Origin of the sequence: Bradyrhizobium sp. CCBAU 11386 (assembly GCF_028128955.1) — a bacterium.
GTDB lineage: Bacteria > Pseudomonadota > Alphaproteobacteria > Rhizobiales > Xanthobacteraceae > Bradyrhizobium.
In genome coordinates this window covers 83400-98507 of the sequence record NZ_LBKA01000249.1, presented here as the reverse complement: position 1 = coordinate 98507, position 15108 = coordinate 83400, and the positions used below count along the sequence as shown (strand labels likewise).

16 protein-coding genes are annotated in these 15108 nt (G+C 64.9%); 10 read left to right on the top strand and 6 right to left on the bottom strand.

The features are described from left to right. Window positions 1-43: 43 nt before the first annotated feature. Genes XI09_RS31940 through XI09_RS31930 form a run of 3 tightly spaced genes read left to right on the top strand, consistent with a single transcriptional unit; the run spans window position 44 to window position 3069 of the window. Entirely contained in the window at window positions 44-1180 is a 1137-nt protein-coding gene (locus tag XI09_RS31940) for an ABC transporter permease (protein ID WP_271570402.1), read from the top strand. 2 nt (window positions 1181-1182) lie between these two features. Then, window positions 1183-1962 carry an ABC transporter ATP-binding protein gene (locus tag XI09_RS31935; protein WP_271570401.1) on the top strand — a complete coding sequence of 260 codons (780 nt, stop codon included), beginning with the start codon at window positions 1183-1185 and terminating at the stop codon, window positions 1960-1962. A 3-nt stretch (window positions 1963-1965) separates the two neighbouring features. Continuing rightward, window positions 1966-3069 carry an ABC-type transport auxiliary lipoprotein family protein gene (locus tag XI09_RS31930; RefSeq protein ID WP_271570400.1) on the top strand — a complete coding sequence of 368 codons (1104 nt, stop codon included), beginning with the start codon at window positions 1966-1968 and terminating at the stop codon, window positions 3067-3069. A 6-nt stretch (window positions 3070-3075) separates the two neighbouring features. Here the strand turns inward: XI09_RS31930 and XI09_RS31925 are convergent, their stop codons facing one another. Further along, on the bottom strand, window positions 3076-3393 hold the full coding sequence (locus tag XI09_RS31925; protein ID WP_271570399.1) for a c-type cytochrome: 318 nt from the start codon (window positions 3391-3393) through the stop codon (window positions 3076-3078). Between the two features lie 158 nt (window positions 3394-3551). Here XI09_RS31925 and XI09_RS31920 point away from each other — a divergent pair, with 158 nt between their 5' ends. Together XI09_RS31920 and XI09_RS31915 are read left to right on the top strand one after the other, a co-directional pair. Further along, window positions 3552-4265, top strand: a complete 714-nt coding sequence (locus XI09_RS31920) for a helix-turn-helix domain-containing protein (RefSeq protein WP_271570398.1) — start codon at window positions 3552-3554, stop codon at window positions 4263-4265. Window positions 4266-4768: 503 nt separating this feature from the next. Next, window positions 4769-5497: a Crp/Fnr family transcriptional regulator gene (locus XI09_RS31915; protein WP_271570397.1), complete on the top strand. Its 729-nt coding sequence runs from the start codon at window positions 4769-4771 to the stop codon at window positions 5495-5497. A gap of 10 nt (window positions 5498-5507) precedes the next feature. Here the strand turns inward: XI09_RS31915 and XI09_RS31910 are convergent, their stop codons facing one another. Next, the gene (locus XI09_RS31910; RefSeq protein WP_271570396.1) at window positions 5508-6284 is read right to left on the bottom strand and encodes a cyclase family protein; all 777 of its coding nucleotides are present in this window, start codon (window positions 6282-6284) and stop codon (window positions 5508-5510) included. 451 nt (window positions 6285-6735) lie between these two features. Between XI09_RS31910 and XI09_RS31905 the strand changes: the two genes are divergently transcribed. The 5 genes from XI09_RS31905 (at window position 6736) to XI09_RS31885 (ending at window position 10668) form a co-directional block, all read left to right on the top strand. Further along, window positions 6736-6894: a hypothetical protein gene (locus XI09_RS31905; protein WP_271570395.1), complete on the top strand. Its 159-nt coding sequence runs from the start codon at window positions 6736-6738 to the stop codon at window positions 6892-6894. A gap of 21 nt (window positions 6895-6915) precedes the next feature. Continuing rightward, window positions 6916-7887, top strand: a complete 972-nt coding sequence (locus XI09_RS31900) for a TRAP transporter substrate-binding protein (RefSeq protein ID WP_271570394.1) — start codon at window positions 6916-6918, stop codon at window positions 7885-7887. 64 nt (window positions 7888-7951) lie between these two features. After that, window positions 7952-8500 (top strand): TRAP transporter small permease, encoded by a 549-nt coding sequence (locus tag XI09_RS31895; RefSeq protein WP_271570393.1) that lies wholly within the window; start codon window positions 7952-7954, stop codon window positions 8498-8500. Continuing rightward, window positions 8491-9783 carry a TRAP transporter large permease gene (locus XI09_RS31890; protein ID WP_271570392.1) on the top strand — a complete coding sequence of 431 codons (1293 nt, stop codon included), beginning with the start codon at window positions 8491-8493 and terminating at the stop codon, window positions 9781-9783. The genes XI09_RS31895 and XI09_RS31890 overlap by 10 nt, the downstream gene beginning before the upstream one ends. Window positions 9784-9861: 78 nt before the next feature. After that, on the top strand, window positions 9862-10668 hold the full coding sequence (locus XI09_RS31885; protein ID WP_271570391.1) for an SDR family NAD(P)-dependent oxidoreductase: 807 nt from the start codon (window positions 9862-9864) through the stop codon (window positions 10666-10668). Window positions 10669-10683: 15 nt separating this feature from the next. Here XI09_RS31885 and XI09_RS31880 read toward each other — a convergent pair whose 3' ends face one another. The 4 genes from XI09_RS31880 to XI09_RS31865 are packed head-to-tail and all read right to left on the bottom strand — an operon-like array spanning window position 10684 to window position 14944. Then, entirely contained in the window at window positions 10684-11382 is a 699-nt protein-coding gene (locus XI09_RS31880) for a molybdate ABC transporter substrate-binding protein (protein WP_271570390.1), read from the bottom strand. Continuing rightward, window positions 11379-13505: a xanthine dehydrogenase family protein molybdopterin-binding subunit gene (locus XI09_RS31875; protein ID WP_271570389.1), complete on the bottom strand. Its 2127-nt coding sequence runs from the start codon at window positions 13503-13505 to the stop codon at window positions 11379-11381. Before XI09_RS31875 ends, XI09_RS31880 begins: the two co-directional genes overlap by 4 nt. Then, a complete protein-coding gene (locus XI09_RS31870; RefSeq protein ID WP_271570388.1) occupies window positions 13502-13972 on the bottom strand; it encodes a (2Fe-2S)-binding protein in 471 nt (156 codons plus the stop codon). The genes XI09_RS31875 and XI09_RS31870 overlap by 4 nt, the downstream gene beginning before the upstream one ends. A 15-nt stretch (window positions 13973-13987) precedes the next feature. Next, the gene (locus XI09_RS31865; protein WP_271570453.1) at window positions 13988-14944 is read right to left on the bottom strand and encodes a Bug family tripartite tricarboxylate transporter substrate binding protein; all 957 of its coding nucleotides are present in this window, start codon (window positions 14942-14944) and stop codon (window positions 13988-13990) included. Window positions 14945-15108: the final 164 nt, after the last annotated feature.

Sequence of the window (15108 nt, the reverse complement as noted above, 5' to 3'; positions counted from 1 at the left end):
GTGGCGGCTGAATGGGGACCGATCGTCCCGATGAGGTGGAAGCGTGAACTCCGAACCGCTGTTGCTGGCAACGCCCTCTGGCGATGGGCTGAAATTGCGCCCGGAAGGGTCCTGGACCGCGGCGAATGTGACGGCGCTGGAGACCCTATCCCATTCGGTCGGAGCCGATGTCGATCGGTCGAGAGTTGTGACCCTGGACATGTCAGGCGTCAGCGCGCTGGATACGCTCGGCGCCTGGGTCCTGGAGAAGCTGTCGCGCAGAGCCGCATCGGCAGGCAGGTCGGCCGAATTCGTCGGCGTCGCCGATCATTTCAGCGGCCTGATGGACGAGGTGCGTGAGGTCAACCGCCACACGCCGGCGCCGACCGCCAAGCCCAATCCGGTTCTGCTCAGGCTCGGCGATCTCGGCAAGGCCACGGTCGGCGCGCGGGAAGACATCACGATCTTCCTGCAAATGCTCGGCGCATTGTTCATGGCCGTGATCGGTGTGCTGCGCCGGCCGCGGTCGCTGCGGCTGACGTCACTGGTCTATCAGCTCTACCGCATCGGGTGGCAGGCGATTCCCATCGTCGCGCTGATCACCTTCCTGATCGGCGCCATCATCGCCCAGCAGGGATTCTTCCATTTCCGCCGGTTCGGCGCGGAGTCCTACACCGTCGATATGGTCGGCATCCTGGTGCTGCGCGAGCTCGGAGTTCTGATCGTCGCAATCATGGTCGCCGGCCGGTCGGGTAGCGCCTACACCGCCGAGCTCGGTTCGATGAAGATGCGCGAGGAGATCGATGCGCTGTCGACCATGGGGCTCGATCCCGTCGACGTCCTGATCCTGCCGCGCATTGCGGCTCTGGTCATCGCGCTGCCGATCCTCGCCTTCATCGGATCGATTGCCGCGCTCTATGGCGGCGGCCTGGTCGCGCAGTTCTATGGCGACATGGGGCCGGCGATCTACATCGCACGGCTGCATGAGGCCATTTCCGTCACCCATTTCGAGGTGGGCATCCTGAAGGCGCCGTTCATGGCGCTGGTGATCGGGATCGTCGCCTGTAGCGAGGGTTTGCGCGTCAAGGGCAGTGCCGAGTCGCTGGGACGGCAGACGACGACGTCGGTGGTGAAGTCGATCTTCCTGGTGATCGTGCTCGACGGCCTGTTCGCGATCTTCTTTGCCTCGATCGGGATGTGACGATGGGCGAATCGCAGGAACAGTTCGCGATCCGCGTCCGCGACCTCGTGGTCGGATTTGGCCGCCAGACGGTGCTCGACCATCTCTCGCTCGACGTCCGCAAGGGCGAGATCCTCGGCCTGGTGGGGGCGTCCGGCGGCGGCAAGTCAGTCTTGATGCGGACCATCATTGGCCTCATCCCGCGCCGAAGCGGCGCCATTGAGGTCATGGGGCACGAGATCGGCGGCACGCAGAACCGCGGCACGCAAGGCGCGGCCGCGACATGGGGCATCCTGTTCCAGCAGGGCGCGCTGTTCTCCTCGCTGACGGTCCGCCAGAACGTCCAGTTTCCGCTGCGCGAAAATCTCGTCCTGTCGCAGGAGCTGATGGACGAGATCGCGATCGCCAAGCTCGAAATGGTCGGGCTGCAGGCGCAGGACGCCGACAAATATCCGGCGGAGCTGTCTGGCGGCATGACCAAGCGCGTAGCGCTGGCGCGCGCGCTCGCGCTCGATCCGCCGATCCTGTTCCTGGACGAGCCGACCTCCGGCCTCGATCCGATCGCTGCCGGCGATTTCGACGCGCTGATCGGGACGCTGCAAAAGACCCTGGGGCTGACCGTGTTCATGGTCACCCATGACCTCGCGAGCCTCACCACGGTCTGCGACCGCGTCGCCGCGCTCGCCGACGGCAAGATCGTTGCGATTGGCCCGATGCGCGACCTGCTGCAATCCGAGCATCCCTGGGTGCGCGCCTATTTCCACGGCAAGCGCTCGCAGATGCTGCAACACGAGATGAGATGAGACATGGAAACCCGCGCTCCCTACGTGCTGATCGGCACCTTCGTGCTGGCCGCGATCCTCGCGGTGTTCGGCTTCGTCTATTGGCTGAACAACACCGGCGGCATCGGGCCGCGCACGAACTACCATGTGCAATTCCAGGGACCGGTACCGGGGCTTCTGGTCGGCGCCGGCGTGCTGTTCAACGGCATCCGCGTCGGCGAGGTGACCCAGCTCGGGCTCGCGCCTGACAATCCACGCTTCGTCAATGCGACGATCTCCGTTGCTTCAGCCACGCCGGTGCGGACCGACACCAAGGTCGGGCTCGATTTCCAGGGGTTGACCGGCGTGCCGGTGGTGACGCTGGAGGGTGGCATGATCGTCGCCAAATCCGGCGAGCCCCTGACCTTGATCGCAGAGGCCGGCGCCGGCCAGAGCATGACGCAGGCGGCGCGCGATGCGCTGCGACGGGTGGATTCGGTGCTGGAGGACAATTCCGGCCCGCTGAAGGACACCATCGCGAATTTCAAGACGTTCTCGGACGGGCTCGCACGCAACACCGGCAAGGTCGACGGCATTTTGGCGGGCCTCGAAAAGATGACCGGAGGCGGCGCGCCCGCGCAAAAGGTCACCTATGACCTGCGCACGCCGCAGAATCTCGGACCGGCCGGCAAGACGCTTTCTGCGTCGCTGGCCATTCCCGAGCCGACCGCGGTCGCGATGCTCCAGACCCAGCGCATGCTGTTTGCACCCAGCGGCGATAATCCGGGCTTTGCCGAATTCCTCTGGGCCGACAGCATTCCAAAGCTGGTGCAGGCGCGGCTGATCGACAGTTTCGAGAACTACGATATCGCCCATGCGCCCCTGCGCACGAGCGATCTCGGGCAGGCGGACTACCAGCTGCTGATCGACATCAGACGCTTCCGGATTGCCACGGACGGCGAGACAAGGGTCGAGATCGGTCTGTCGGCGCGGATCGTCGACAAGAACGGCAAGGTGGTCGCGTCCCGCCTCGTCGAGACCAGCGAGAAGCTCGACAAGATCGAGCCGACGGTCGCGGTTGCGGCGTTCGACGCCGCTTTCGCCCGTATCGCCAAGGAGCTGATCGGCTGGACCGTGCAGGCGGTGTGAGGCCGCCTATTCCAGGGTCTTCAGGTAGGACAGGAGGTCGTGGATCTGGTCCGGACTGAGCTCGAAGGCGGGCATGTCGGCGTGGCCCGTGTAGATGCCTTCGGCCAGCGCCTCGCCAAGGGTCGCGATCGGATAATTCCGGTGCAGCGTGCGCAGCGGTGGGGCGATCTTGAGCGGGCTCTCGGAGACGCGGTCGATCGCGTGGCAGCGCGCGCAATTGGCCCGGGCAAAGGCCTTTCCGCGTTGTTCGGCGATCGGCGCCGCCAGCGCAGGCGTGATCAGAAGGAGGCCAATCAGGCCCTGGCGGAGCGCGTGCTGAAGCATGGAAGGCGGGATCCCGTCGAACTCTCGGGGCAGAATAGAGAGAGGAGGCACTCCAGGATTGATCTGGGTCAATCGCGTTTTTGACGGCGCAGTAAAATGCAAGTGCGCGTGGCGGACTCGGCCGGGGGGCGGAGCTGGATCGACGCTAGGAGCGGTGGATGAAGCCTTCCGTGGTCACTATTGAGCCGAACGGGCATTTCTGTAGCGATTGTGCCATCCGCACGTCGGCGGTTTGTTCGTCGCTGGATGCGGCCGAGCTCAGGGAATTCGAGCATCTCGGACGCCGTGTCCATTTTTCCTCAGGCGAGACTGTGTTCTCCGAGGAGGACATCACGACCTCGTTCTACAACGTTCTCGAAGGCGTCATGCGGCTGTACAAGCTGCTCCCCGACGGCCGGCGGCAAATCGTCGGCTTCGCCTTGCCCGGCGATTTCCTGGGGATGAATCTGTCCGGCCGCCACAATTTTTCTGCCGATGCAATCGGCGAGGTGACCGTGTGCCAGTTCGCGAAGGCACCTTTCGGGCGTTTTATCGAGGAGCGGCCGCAACTGCTCAGGCGGATCAACGAGCTGGCCATTCGCGAGTTGAGCCAGGCACGCGACCATATGGTCTTGCTCGGCCGCCGCTCGGCGGACGAGAAGGTTGCGGCTTTTCTGCTTGGCTGGCGTGAGCGGCTGCTCGCGCTCAAGGAGGCGTCCGACACGGTTCCACTTCCGATGAGCCGCCAGGACATCGCCGATTATCTCGGCCTGACCATCGAGACCGTCAGTCGCACCTTCACCAAGCTTGAACGCCACGGAGCGATCGCCATCATTCATGGCGGTATCAGCCTGCTCGACCCGGCACGCGTCGAGGCCTTGGCCGCGGCCTGACAGGCTTTCCACAATGCTCTCGGATTTTTGATCCCGATCAATGACGCCGGGCACCTGCCGCAAATAATGCCCCTCAAACAACCCGGGAGGAGCATGATGCCTACTGACGCGTTGCTAATGGCCATTGTCGTCGTGGCGATCTTCGTCACTTTCGCCGCAGCTCTGGCGTGGGCGGACCGACAAACCAGCGCAGGCCGGCTCGACCCCGATTCCAAGCGCTGAAGCTCCTGATCATAAGTCTCGTGTGACGCCGCTAACCGGCAAACTCGCCCGGCCGGGCCGTGGCCGTTCAGCAGCGTCTTAACGCAATTACGGCGTGCGGTGCCTGCAACTCTGCATCCACCGGGACGCATTGGCGCATCCTTCGGATGCCGGCTTCGAGCCGGGCGGCAGCATTTTCGCCGCATTTGCCTCAAACCGCGCGCATGCTTTCCGGTTGAAATGCCGGGCAACACTGACTACGCAGGAACTCCAGTGCCTCGCAGTCTTAGGAGCCCAGCGGCGTGCCTCAGGACAAGACCGGCGATCCCCGACAAGCGGCGGGCAACAAATTATCGGTCCTGCGCAAGCACCCGATCTTCGCGGATCTGGAGCCGGACGCGCTCGATCAGCTCTGCCGCTACGCCAAGCACTCCACCGTGAAGCGCGGTGCGACGATCGCCGCCAAGGGCGATCCCGGCAACAATTTGTTCGCGGTGATCACGGGGACGGTAAAGATATCCTCCTCCTCGCCCGACGGGCGGAATGCCATTCTCAATCTCATCGGCCCCGGAGAAATCTTTGGCGAGATCGCGGTTCTCGACGGTGCGCCGCGTTCGGCGGATGCGACCGCCAACACCAATTGCGAGCTCTACATCATCGACCGCCGGGACTTCCTTCCGTTCGTGAAGAGTCAGCCGGCGCTGGCGATGAAGTTCATCGAGCTGCTCTGCGCGCGCCTGCGCTGGACCAGCCAGCAGGTCGAGCAGGTCATCCTCCAGAATCTGCCGGGCCGGCTGGCAAGCGCGCTGCTCGGTCTCACCGAGGAGCGCAAGTTCGACTCCGGCAGCGGCACGCTCGCCATCACCCAGCAGGAGATCAGCGAGATGGTGGGCATGACGCGCGAGAGCATCAACAAGCAATTGCGCGCCTGGGCCGGACGCAACTGGGTCCGCCTCGAGCATGGCGCCATCGTCGTGCTCGATACCGATGCGCTGCGCGAGCTCGCTGAAAGCGGCCTCGGCGGCGAGTGATTGCGTTCGCTTAACCGTCGATGATGGCGACCGCGCGGGTCCAGCCCGCGGAGGCGCGTTCGATCTTCACCGGAAAGCACGAGACCGTGAACCCGGCCGAGGGCAATTGATCGAGATTGTGCAGCTTCTCGAGATGGCAATAGCCGATGTGCCGTCCCGCCTTGTGGCCTTCCCAGATCAGACCGGCATCTCTTGTCTCGGCATATTTCTTCGCGGTGTAGACGAACGGCGCGTCCCAGCTCCAGCCGTCGGTGCCGGTCAGCCGCACGCCGCGCTCGAGCAGATACATGGTGGCCTCGTAACCCATGCCGCAACCGGAATTGACGTAGTCGGCCTGGCCGAATTTGGCGCCGGCGCTGGTGTTGACGACGACGATCTCCAGCGGCGACAGCGTGTGGCCGATGCGCTTGAGCTCCTTTTCGACGTCGTCGGCGGACACGACATAACCATCCGGCAGGTGCCGGAAGTCGAGCTTCACGCCGGGCTGAAGACACCATTCCAGCGGCACCTCGTCGATCGTCCATGACCGCTCGCCGCGATTCATGGTCGGGTGGAAATGCCAGGGCGCATCGAGATGGGTGCCGTTATGCGTCGACAACGAGACCTGTTCGACGGCCCAGCCCTGGCCGTCCGGCAGGTCCTGCGCCCTAAGGCCGTCGAAGAACTGCAGCATGCGCGGCAGGCCCTGCTGGTGATCGATGTATTGGATCGTCGGGTGATTGCCCGGCGGATCGGACGTCACGTCGTTTCTGAGCGGCACGGAGATATCGATCAGCGTCCGCGGCATGGGCATTCCCTCGAGATGGTCCGGTCCTGTTTCGGAGCATTTTGTCGGGGCTGCACCGGTGGCGTCAAGTAACGCGCCGGAGAGCCGCCTTACGCCGGAGGATGGTCCAACTATTCCGGAAATCGGAAGTGTCTGCCGATTGCCTCCCCGAGGCAGCGCGGCATCGATCGATGCAAGTCCTGCATCGATCGATGCCGGATTTGGCTTGGACTCAGAATTGCGCCCGCCCTAGGGACGATATTGGCGACATGCGCCGACGCTGCGCGTTCACCGGGAAAGGCGACCGTCTCGTCCGAACCTCCAAGCCGCAATCAATAGCGGTCGAGCACAAACCGAGAGGAACATCCATGGACACGACGAGCATCGTTCGCTCGCATCCGGCATCGGCCGATGGCGAGGCGCGATGGCAGGGAGCACTTGCCGCGCAGGCCCCCCGCCCGGGGGGAGCGCGATGAAGGCCGCAGCTTCCGCGCCGGCGATCATGAAGCAGCCGAATCCGCTCGACTCCGCCGCGCAATCCTACCAAGGTGGTGCGTTTGTAACGCTTGACTTTACACCTGAAGTGGAGCGACCCAAGGCGGCGCGCAGCATCTGCACGACAACGACATAATCAACTCAGGAGGAAGCCCAGATGAAGACACTCACCGGTATCATCGCAGCCGCTGTGCTGGCGGTCTCAGCGCCCTTGGCGACAGCACGCGATTTCCGCTCCGCCGACGTCCATCCCGCCGATTATCCGACCGTCGAGGCCGTCAAGTTCATGGGCAAGCAGCTCGCGACGGCGAGCGGCGGCAAGCTCGGCGTGAAGGTGTTTCCCAATGGCGCCCTGGGCTCCGAGAAGGACACCATCGAGCAGCTCAAGATCGGCGCGCTCGACATGATGCGAATCAACGCATCGCCGTTGAACAACTTCGTGCCTGAGACCATCGCGTTGTGCTTGCCCTTCGTCTTCCGGGACACGCAGCACATGCGCACGGTCCTTGACGGGCCGATCGGCGATGAGATCCTGGCGGCCATGGAGCCGGCGGGCCTTGTCGGCCTTGCCTATTACGACAGCGGCGCCCGCTCCATTTACACCGTCAAGGCGCCGGTCAAGTCGCTCGCCGACCTCAAGGGCCTGAAGATCCGCGTCCAGCAATCCGACCTGTGGGTCGGCATGATCCAGAGCCTCGGGGCCAACCCGACGCCGATGCCGTATGGCGAGGTCTATACCGCGCTCAAGACCGGTCTGGTGGACGCGGCCGAGAACAACTGGCCGTCCTACGAGTCCTCGCGCCATTTCGAAGCAGCCAAGTTCTACAACGTCACCGAGCACTCCCTGGCGCCCGAAATTCTCGTGATGTCCAAGAAGGTGTGGGACACGCTGAGCAAGGAGGATCAGGCGATGATCCGCAAGGCGGCCAAGGAATCGGTGCCGGTCATGCGCAAGCTCTGGGACGAGCGTGAGCAGGCGTCCCGCAAGACCGTCGAGGCTGCCGGCGTCCAGGTCGTCACGATCGCCAACAAGGCGGAATTCGTCGACGCGATGAAGCCGGTTTACGCCAAGTTCGCCGGTGACGAGAAGCTGCAGAGCCTCGTCAAGCGTATCCAGGACACGAAGTAAGGCCATGGCGTCGGGTCCGGCGTCGCCGCGAGGTGACGCCGGACCCACGCAAGGAGAGGCGGGAATGACAGACCCACACGTCGCAAGCCACGAGCAGGACGTCGCCGGACGCCCGTCGACCGGCCTGCTGTCGCGGATCAATGCCCCCGTTGCGCGCGCGGGCATGTATCTGTCCGTGACCGGCCTGCTCGTCATCGTCACCATCGTGTTCTACCAGGTGTTCGGACGTTACGTGCTCAATTCCAGCCCGACCTGGACGGAGAACCTTGCGCTGGTCCTGATCCTGTACGTCACGCTGATCGGCGCTGCCGTCGGCGTGCGCGATGCCGGACACATCGGCATGGACAGTCTGCTGGTCATGCTTCCGGATCATGTGCGCGAGAAGGTCGAGCTTGTGATCCACGTTCTGGTCGGCGTGTTCGGCATTGCGATGGCCTACAACGGTTGGATCCTCGGAGCGTCAGTCGGCACCGTGAAGATTCCCAATCTCGGCCTTCCCGAGGTCATCCGCTACGTGCCGCTGATCGCCTCCGGCGTCCTGATCGTCTCCTTTTCAATCGAGCACATCATTGCTCTCCTGCGCGGCGAAGAGGTCGTCCCCTCATGGAATTGATCATCCTCGGCGCCTCCTTCTTCGGCTTCCTGATCCTCGGCGTCCCGGTCGCCTTCGCGATCGGCCTCTCGGCGATCTGCACCATCCTCTACGAAGGCCTGCCGGTTGCCGTCATCTTCCAGCAGATGATGTCGGGGATGAACATCTTCTCGTTCCTCGCCATTCCGTTCTTTGTCTTCAGCGGTGAGCTGATGCTGCATGGCGGCGTCGCCGACAAGATCGTGCAGCTCGCCAAGAATCTCGTCGGGCACATCCGCGGCGGGCTCGGCATGTCGAACGTGGTCGCCTGCACGCTGTTCGGCGGGGTCTCCGGTTCGCCCGTGGCTGACGTGTCGGCGATGGGCGCGGTGATGATCCCGATGATGAAAAAGGAAGGTTTCGACACCGACTACGCCGTCAACGTCACCACCCACGCCTCGCTGGTCGGAGCCTTGATGCCGACCAGCCACAACATGATCATCTATGCCCTGGCCGCCGGCGGCAAGGTGTCGATCGGCGCGCTGATCGCCGCGGGACTGCTGCCGGCGCTCGTGCTGATGGTCTGCATGCTGGTCGCCGCTTACGCGGTCGCGGTGAAGCGCGGCTATCCGGCCGGCCAGTTTCCTGGCTGGACCGAGGTCTTCCGCTCGTTCGCGGCCGCGCTGCCTGGTCTTCTGATCGTCGGTATCATCCTGGCAGGCATCCTATCCGGCGTTTTCACCGCAACTGAATCCGCAGCCGTCGCGGTCACCTACACGATCGTGCTGACGTTCTTCATCTACCGCACCATGACCTTGCCGAACTTCCTGCGGGCCGCCGCCAAGGCAGTGAAGACGACGGGCGTGGTGCTGCTGCTGATCGGCGTCTCCACGATGTTCCAGTATCTGATGGGGCTTTACGAGGTGGCCGATTTCGCCGGCGACCTGATGAGCAAGGTGTCCTCGCAGCCCTGGGTCATCTTCCTGCTCATCAACGTCATCCTGTTCGTGCTCGGCACCTTCATGGACATGGCGGCGACCATCCTGATCTGCACCCCGATCTTCCTGCCGATCGCGATGAAGGCGGGCATGGATCCGGTGCAGTTCGGCATGCTGATGCTGATCAACTGTGCCCTGGGACTGAACACCCCGCCGGTCGGAACGACGCAGTTCGTGGGCTGCGCCATCGGCGGCATCTCGGTGGGCGCGGTGATGCGCACCATCCTGCCGTTCTATGCCGCGCTGATCGCAGCACTGATGTTCGTCACTTACGTCCCCGCCTTCTCGCTGTGGCTGCCGCGTCTGCTGATGGGATACAAGGGATAGCTGCCGTGCGCGCGCCGGCACTTGGCCGGCGCAGCGGGCTTGCGTAGTTTGCGTCACAGCAACAGGGAGAATCTGTCCGTGACCGACTATCGCAAGCTCTTCGATCTCACCGGCAAGACGGCCGTGGTGCTCGGCGCCGCATCGGGCATCGGCAAGTCGTCGGCCGAGGCGCTGGCCGGGCTCGGCGCTCGAATCGTCTGTGCCGATCGTGCGATTGATGCAGCGGAAGCGACCGCCGCCGGCATTCGCGACAAGGGCGGCTGGGCCGAGGCGGCCGCGTGTGACGCCGCGAATGCTGCGGACGTCAACGCGCTGGCCAAAACCGTGATGCAGAAGTTCCCGCGGCTCGACATCGCCGTGACGACGCCCGGGCTCAACATCCGCAAGACGATCCTCGACTACACCGAGGAGGATCTCGACCGTGTCCTTAACCTCAACGTCAAGGGCACGGTCTGGTTCTTCCAGGCTTTCGGCCGCATCATGGTCGAGCAGAAGGGCGGCAGCATCATCGCCTGCTCCTCGGTGCGTGCGGTGACCATCGAACCGGGCCTTGGCGTCTATGGCTCGACCAAGGCGGCGATCGGCCTGCTGGTGAAGGGCTTTGCCTCCGAGGTCGGTCATGCCGGCGTGCGCGTCAACGCCATCGCGCCGAGCATCGCCGAGACCGCACTCACCGGCCCGTTCAAGCAGCGTCCCGACATCTACAATCTCTACGCCGGCCACACCGTGTTCAACCGCTGGAGCAGCGCCGACGAGGTCGCAACGGCGGTCGCCTATCTCGCTTCCGACGCCGCGAGCTATGTCAGCGGCAGCACGCTGTTCGTCGATGGCGGGTGGACGGCGGTCGACGGTCCGCCGACCGGGCTCACCCAATTGCACAAATAGGACGACAGTCGGCGCCTAGCGGGCAAAACCCGCGCGCTGGCGCAGCTCCTGTCGGTCTGCGCCGGTCAGCAAAGCGATCAGCGCGGCGGCTTCTTTCGGATGTGCGGCCTGCGTGGTCACGCCGGCCGTGTATATCGTCACCAGTTCGCAGCCCGGCGGCAGCGATCCCGACAACGCGATGCCGTCGGTCGCGATGATCTCGGTCGCCTGGGTGCAGCCGATCGGCCTTTGCGCGGTGGACGCCGCAAGCTCCCGCATCGCGGTCGCGCCGTTCGGGAATATCTTGAGACGCGATGCGACCTCGTAGGCGAGGCCGAGCTGATCCAGGACCTTTGTGACGTGCTGGCCCGCGGTCGAAGCCTTGGTGTCCGGAACATAGATGGCGTCTGCGGCACGCAGGACCTCGCGCAGATCGGCTTCAGTCTTCACGGCCACCCTGGGATCGCGGTTACGGACCGCAAGCGCGGTTTCAACTCTGCCGACATCTGCGATCGAGGAGGAGACGATGAGCTTCTCCTCGGCGAGCTTTGCGAGGAGTGACCGCGTCAGGATCGCGAGATCGGCAGGCGTTTTCGCACGCAGCTTGTCGGCCATGATGCCGACGGCGCCGAACTCGCCGTCGATGCCGAACCCGGTCTGCGCCTTGTAGGCTTCGGTAAGGCCGCGCACCAGGCCTTGCGCCGCGCCTCCGCTCAAGATGTTCACTGTCGTCACGATGCAAGCTCCATGGCTGCGATGATCCTGTCGCGCGTGATCGGCAGGTCGCGCACGCGCACGCCGAGGCAATCGTGGACCGCGTTCGTGATCGCCGCCGTCACCGGGCCGTGCGCGGCTTCGCCGGCGCCGACCGGCTCGATCTCCGGCCGCTGGATGATCTCGACATCCACCGCCGGCACTTCGCTGAACGTCAGGATCGGATAGTCCGTCCAGGAGGTGGAGGTAATGCGCGTCCGGTCGAAGCGGACGCGCTCTTTCAGCGCCCAGCTCGTCGCCTGGATTGCGCCGCCCTCGATCTGGTTGACGACGCCGTCAGGGTTGATAGCCTCGCCGACATCGACCGCGAGCGTCAGCCGCCTCACGCGGATGTCGTCGGAGCCTTCGATCTCGGCAATCGCAGCGCAATAGGCGCCCGTGTTCTTGTAGCGCGCAAAGCCGACGCCGTAGCCGATACCGGTTCGCTTCTCCGGCTTCCACTGCGCGCGTCGGGCCGCGGCGCGAATGACGTCCTTTGCACGCTCGTCGCGCAGATGGCGCAGGCGAAACGCGACCGGATCTTCGTCGCGCAAAACGGCGATCTCGTCGAGCAGGGATTCGATGGCGAACACGTTGCCTTGCGCGCCCAGGGTGCGGAGCGCCGAGGTGCGCACCGGCATCGTCAGCAGGCGGTGGCTGGTGATCGTCCAGGCCGGAAAGGCATAGAGCGGAACCGAATTGCGGTCGCCGCCGCCGCCATTGGCCGCCGGCGGATTCGTCGAGATCATGCGCGGGTAGGGTTTTGCGATCTCGGTTGCCGCGAGCAGCGCCGGCTGTGCCGCGCGCCCCGGCCGCGCCGCGTGGCCGTTGCTCCAGATCGCATGGCGCCAGCCGACGATCTCGTTGTCTGCATCGAGATCGGCCTCGATCTCGATGGCCATGGCCGCGCCGAACGGTGCGTGGGACATCTCGTCGTGGCGCGACCACTGCACCCGGACTGGACGGCCGTCGGCCGCTTTCGCCAGCAGCACGGCATCGAGCGCGACGTCGTCGGCCGCATTGTGCCCGTAGCAGCCGGCGCCCTCCATGTGCTCGACAACGATGTTTTCTGCCGGCAGCTTGAGCACGATCGCGAGATCTGTGCGCAGCAGATACACGCCCTGGCTGTGGGTCCAGACCTGGACGCGATCGCCGTCCCATTGCGCCATGGCACAGGACGGCGCGATCGAGGCATGCGCGATGTAGGGGCGGGTGTATTGCCGGCGCAGAGTGCGCGCGGCTTTATCCGTCGATGCCGCTGTTCTGGCGTCGATGGCGGTCGTCTCGACCGGTTGGCTTTTCAGGAAGTCCGCCAGATCGCTTTCGTCGGGCAGCGGCTCGCCGGCCGACCATGTCACGCCTTTGCGCAGGGCATTGAGCGCGGCTTCCGCCGCCACCTCGCTGTCGGCGACCACGCCGGCGAAACCGCCGTCGCGAGCGATCGCGACGAGGCCCGGAACGGTGCGCGCGGCCGTTTCATCGAGCGCGGTCAATTTGGCGCCCGACACGTCCGGCCGCAGCACGCGGCCGTGCAACAGGCCCGGCAGCGCATGGTCGTGGATGAAACGCGGCCGTGCGAACACCTTGTCGGGAATGTCCACGCGCTGGACGGAATGCCCGGCAATGGCGCGCTTGGCGCCGGTCTTCGCCGCCACGCCCACGCTGGCGTCGTGGTCGAGCGAGACGTCACCCGCAAGCTCCCAATAGCTGGTCCTGACATTGCCGGGACCCGAGATCGTGCCGTCATCGACATCGAGCAGCGAGGCATCGACGCCGAGGCGTTCCGACGCTGCGACGAGGAGGCGCTGGCGCACTTCGGCGCAAACGTGTCGCAGCGCGCGGCCGGATTGCTGGATCGAAAGGCTGCCCGAGGTGACGCCTTCGTTCGGGCTGGTCGCGGTCGAGGCGCGGATCATGTCGACCCTGGAGATATCGACGTCGAGCTCGTCCGCCGCGATCTGAGCCAGCGCCGTGACGATGCCCTGACCGATCTCGACCTTGCCGGGCAAGATCGCCACGCGGCCTTCGCCGGTGAACCGCACCCAGGACGACAGTCGTGGATTGGCGACGAGGCTGACCGGCAGTTTTGGGGCAGGGGGCGTCATGTGGCGGCCATCTCCGAGGCCGCGCGCAGCACGGCGCGGACCATGCGGTTATGCGATCCGCAACGGCACAGGTTGCGATCGAGAGCCGTTCTGACCTCAGCCTCCGTCGGCGACGGATTGCGCTTCAGCAGCGCCGCCGCGCCGATCAGGATTCCCGAAACACAATAGCCGCATTGCATCGCCTGTTCGGAGATGAAGGCGCGTTGTAAGGCGTGTGGTTGCTCCGCCGTGCCGAGGCCTTCGATCGTGACGACGTCCTTGCCGGCGACCGACCACATCGGCATGTCGCAAGAGGCCATCGCGTGATCGCCGATCATGACATGACAGGCCCCGCACTCACCGGCGCCGCAGCCGAAATGCGGACCGGTGACGCCGAGCCGGCCGCGCAGCACCTCGAGTAGCGTCTGATCCGGATCCGCCTCCACGGCCGTCGCTGCGCCGTTGAGCTGGAATTGAATGGTCGGCATGGTCGTTCTACGGCCTCAGGACTTGTCGAACTTCTTGACGACATCGGCCCATTTCTCGATGTCGCCGCGCAGGAACTTGTCGAATTCCTCCGGCGTCATCGACATGGGCATGGCACCCTGCGAGGTCCAGAGCTTGACGATGTCCGGACGTTTCACCATCGCGTTCACGGCGGCGTTGAGCTTGTCGATGACAGGCTTTGGCGTGCCTGCCGGTGCCATCAGGCCGAGCCAGATCGTCGCCTCATAGCCTGCTGCGCCGGCTTCACCAGCGGTCGGCACGTTCGGCAGCACCGCCGAGCGCTGCTGGCCGGTGGTGGCGAGGGCGCGGACCTGGTTCTCGGCGATGTTCGGCGCCATCGCCGGCACGGCGTCGATCATCATCTGCACCTGTCCGCCGATCACGCCGCTGCGCGCTTCGCCGCTGTTGCGGTAGGGCACGTGGACGACGTTGATGCCCGCCATCGCTTTGAACAGCTCGCCGGCCATGTGATAGGGCGTTCCCTGGCCGGAGGAGGCGTAGTTCAGCTTCCCCGGTTGCGATTTGACGAGCGCGATGAATTCTTGCAGCGTCCTGGCTGGTACCTGCGGGTTCACCACGATAACGAGATCGGAATAGTTCACCGGCGCGATCGGCGCGAGGTCGCGCATCAGCTCGTATTTACGTTGCTCCGGCGTCAGCAGCGATTCATTCGCGGTCTGGGTGTTGGACATCATCAACAGCGTGTAGCCGTCGGCCGGCGACTTCGCCGCTTCGACGGTGCCGATAACGCCGCCCGCGCCGGTGCGGTTCTCGATCACGAAGGGCTGGCCAAAACTCTCCTGGAGCACGTTGCCGATCAGCCGGGCCGCGACGTCGGCCGGCCCGCCGGCGCCGAAGGGCACGACGATCCGGACCGCGTGCGTGGGGTAATCTTGCGCCAATGAGGGGGCTGCGGCGACTACGCCGAGCAGGCCGGCGGCCAGCGCCAGCATGAATTGTCGGGCCGTCACGCCCACCTCCCTGATGTCGTTCTTGTTGGGCGACTGTAGCGGCAGGGAACGCGGACTGTCGACGCCTCACAATGTCGATCGTGCCGGGAATATCGGGCGGTTTTCGGTGTGGCCGTGCCGCATTTCGCGCCTGCGGCAGGAGCCGG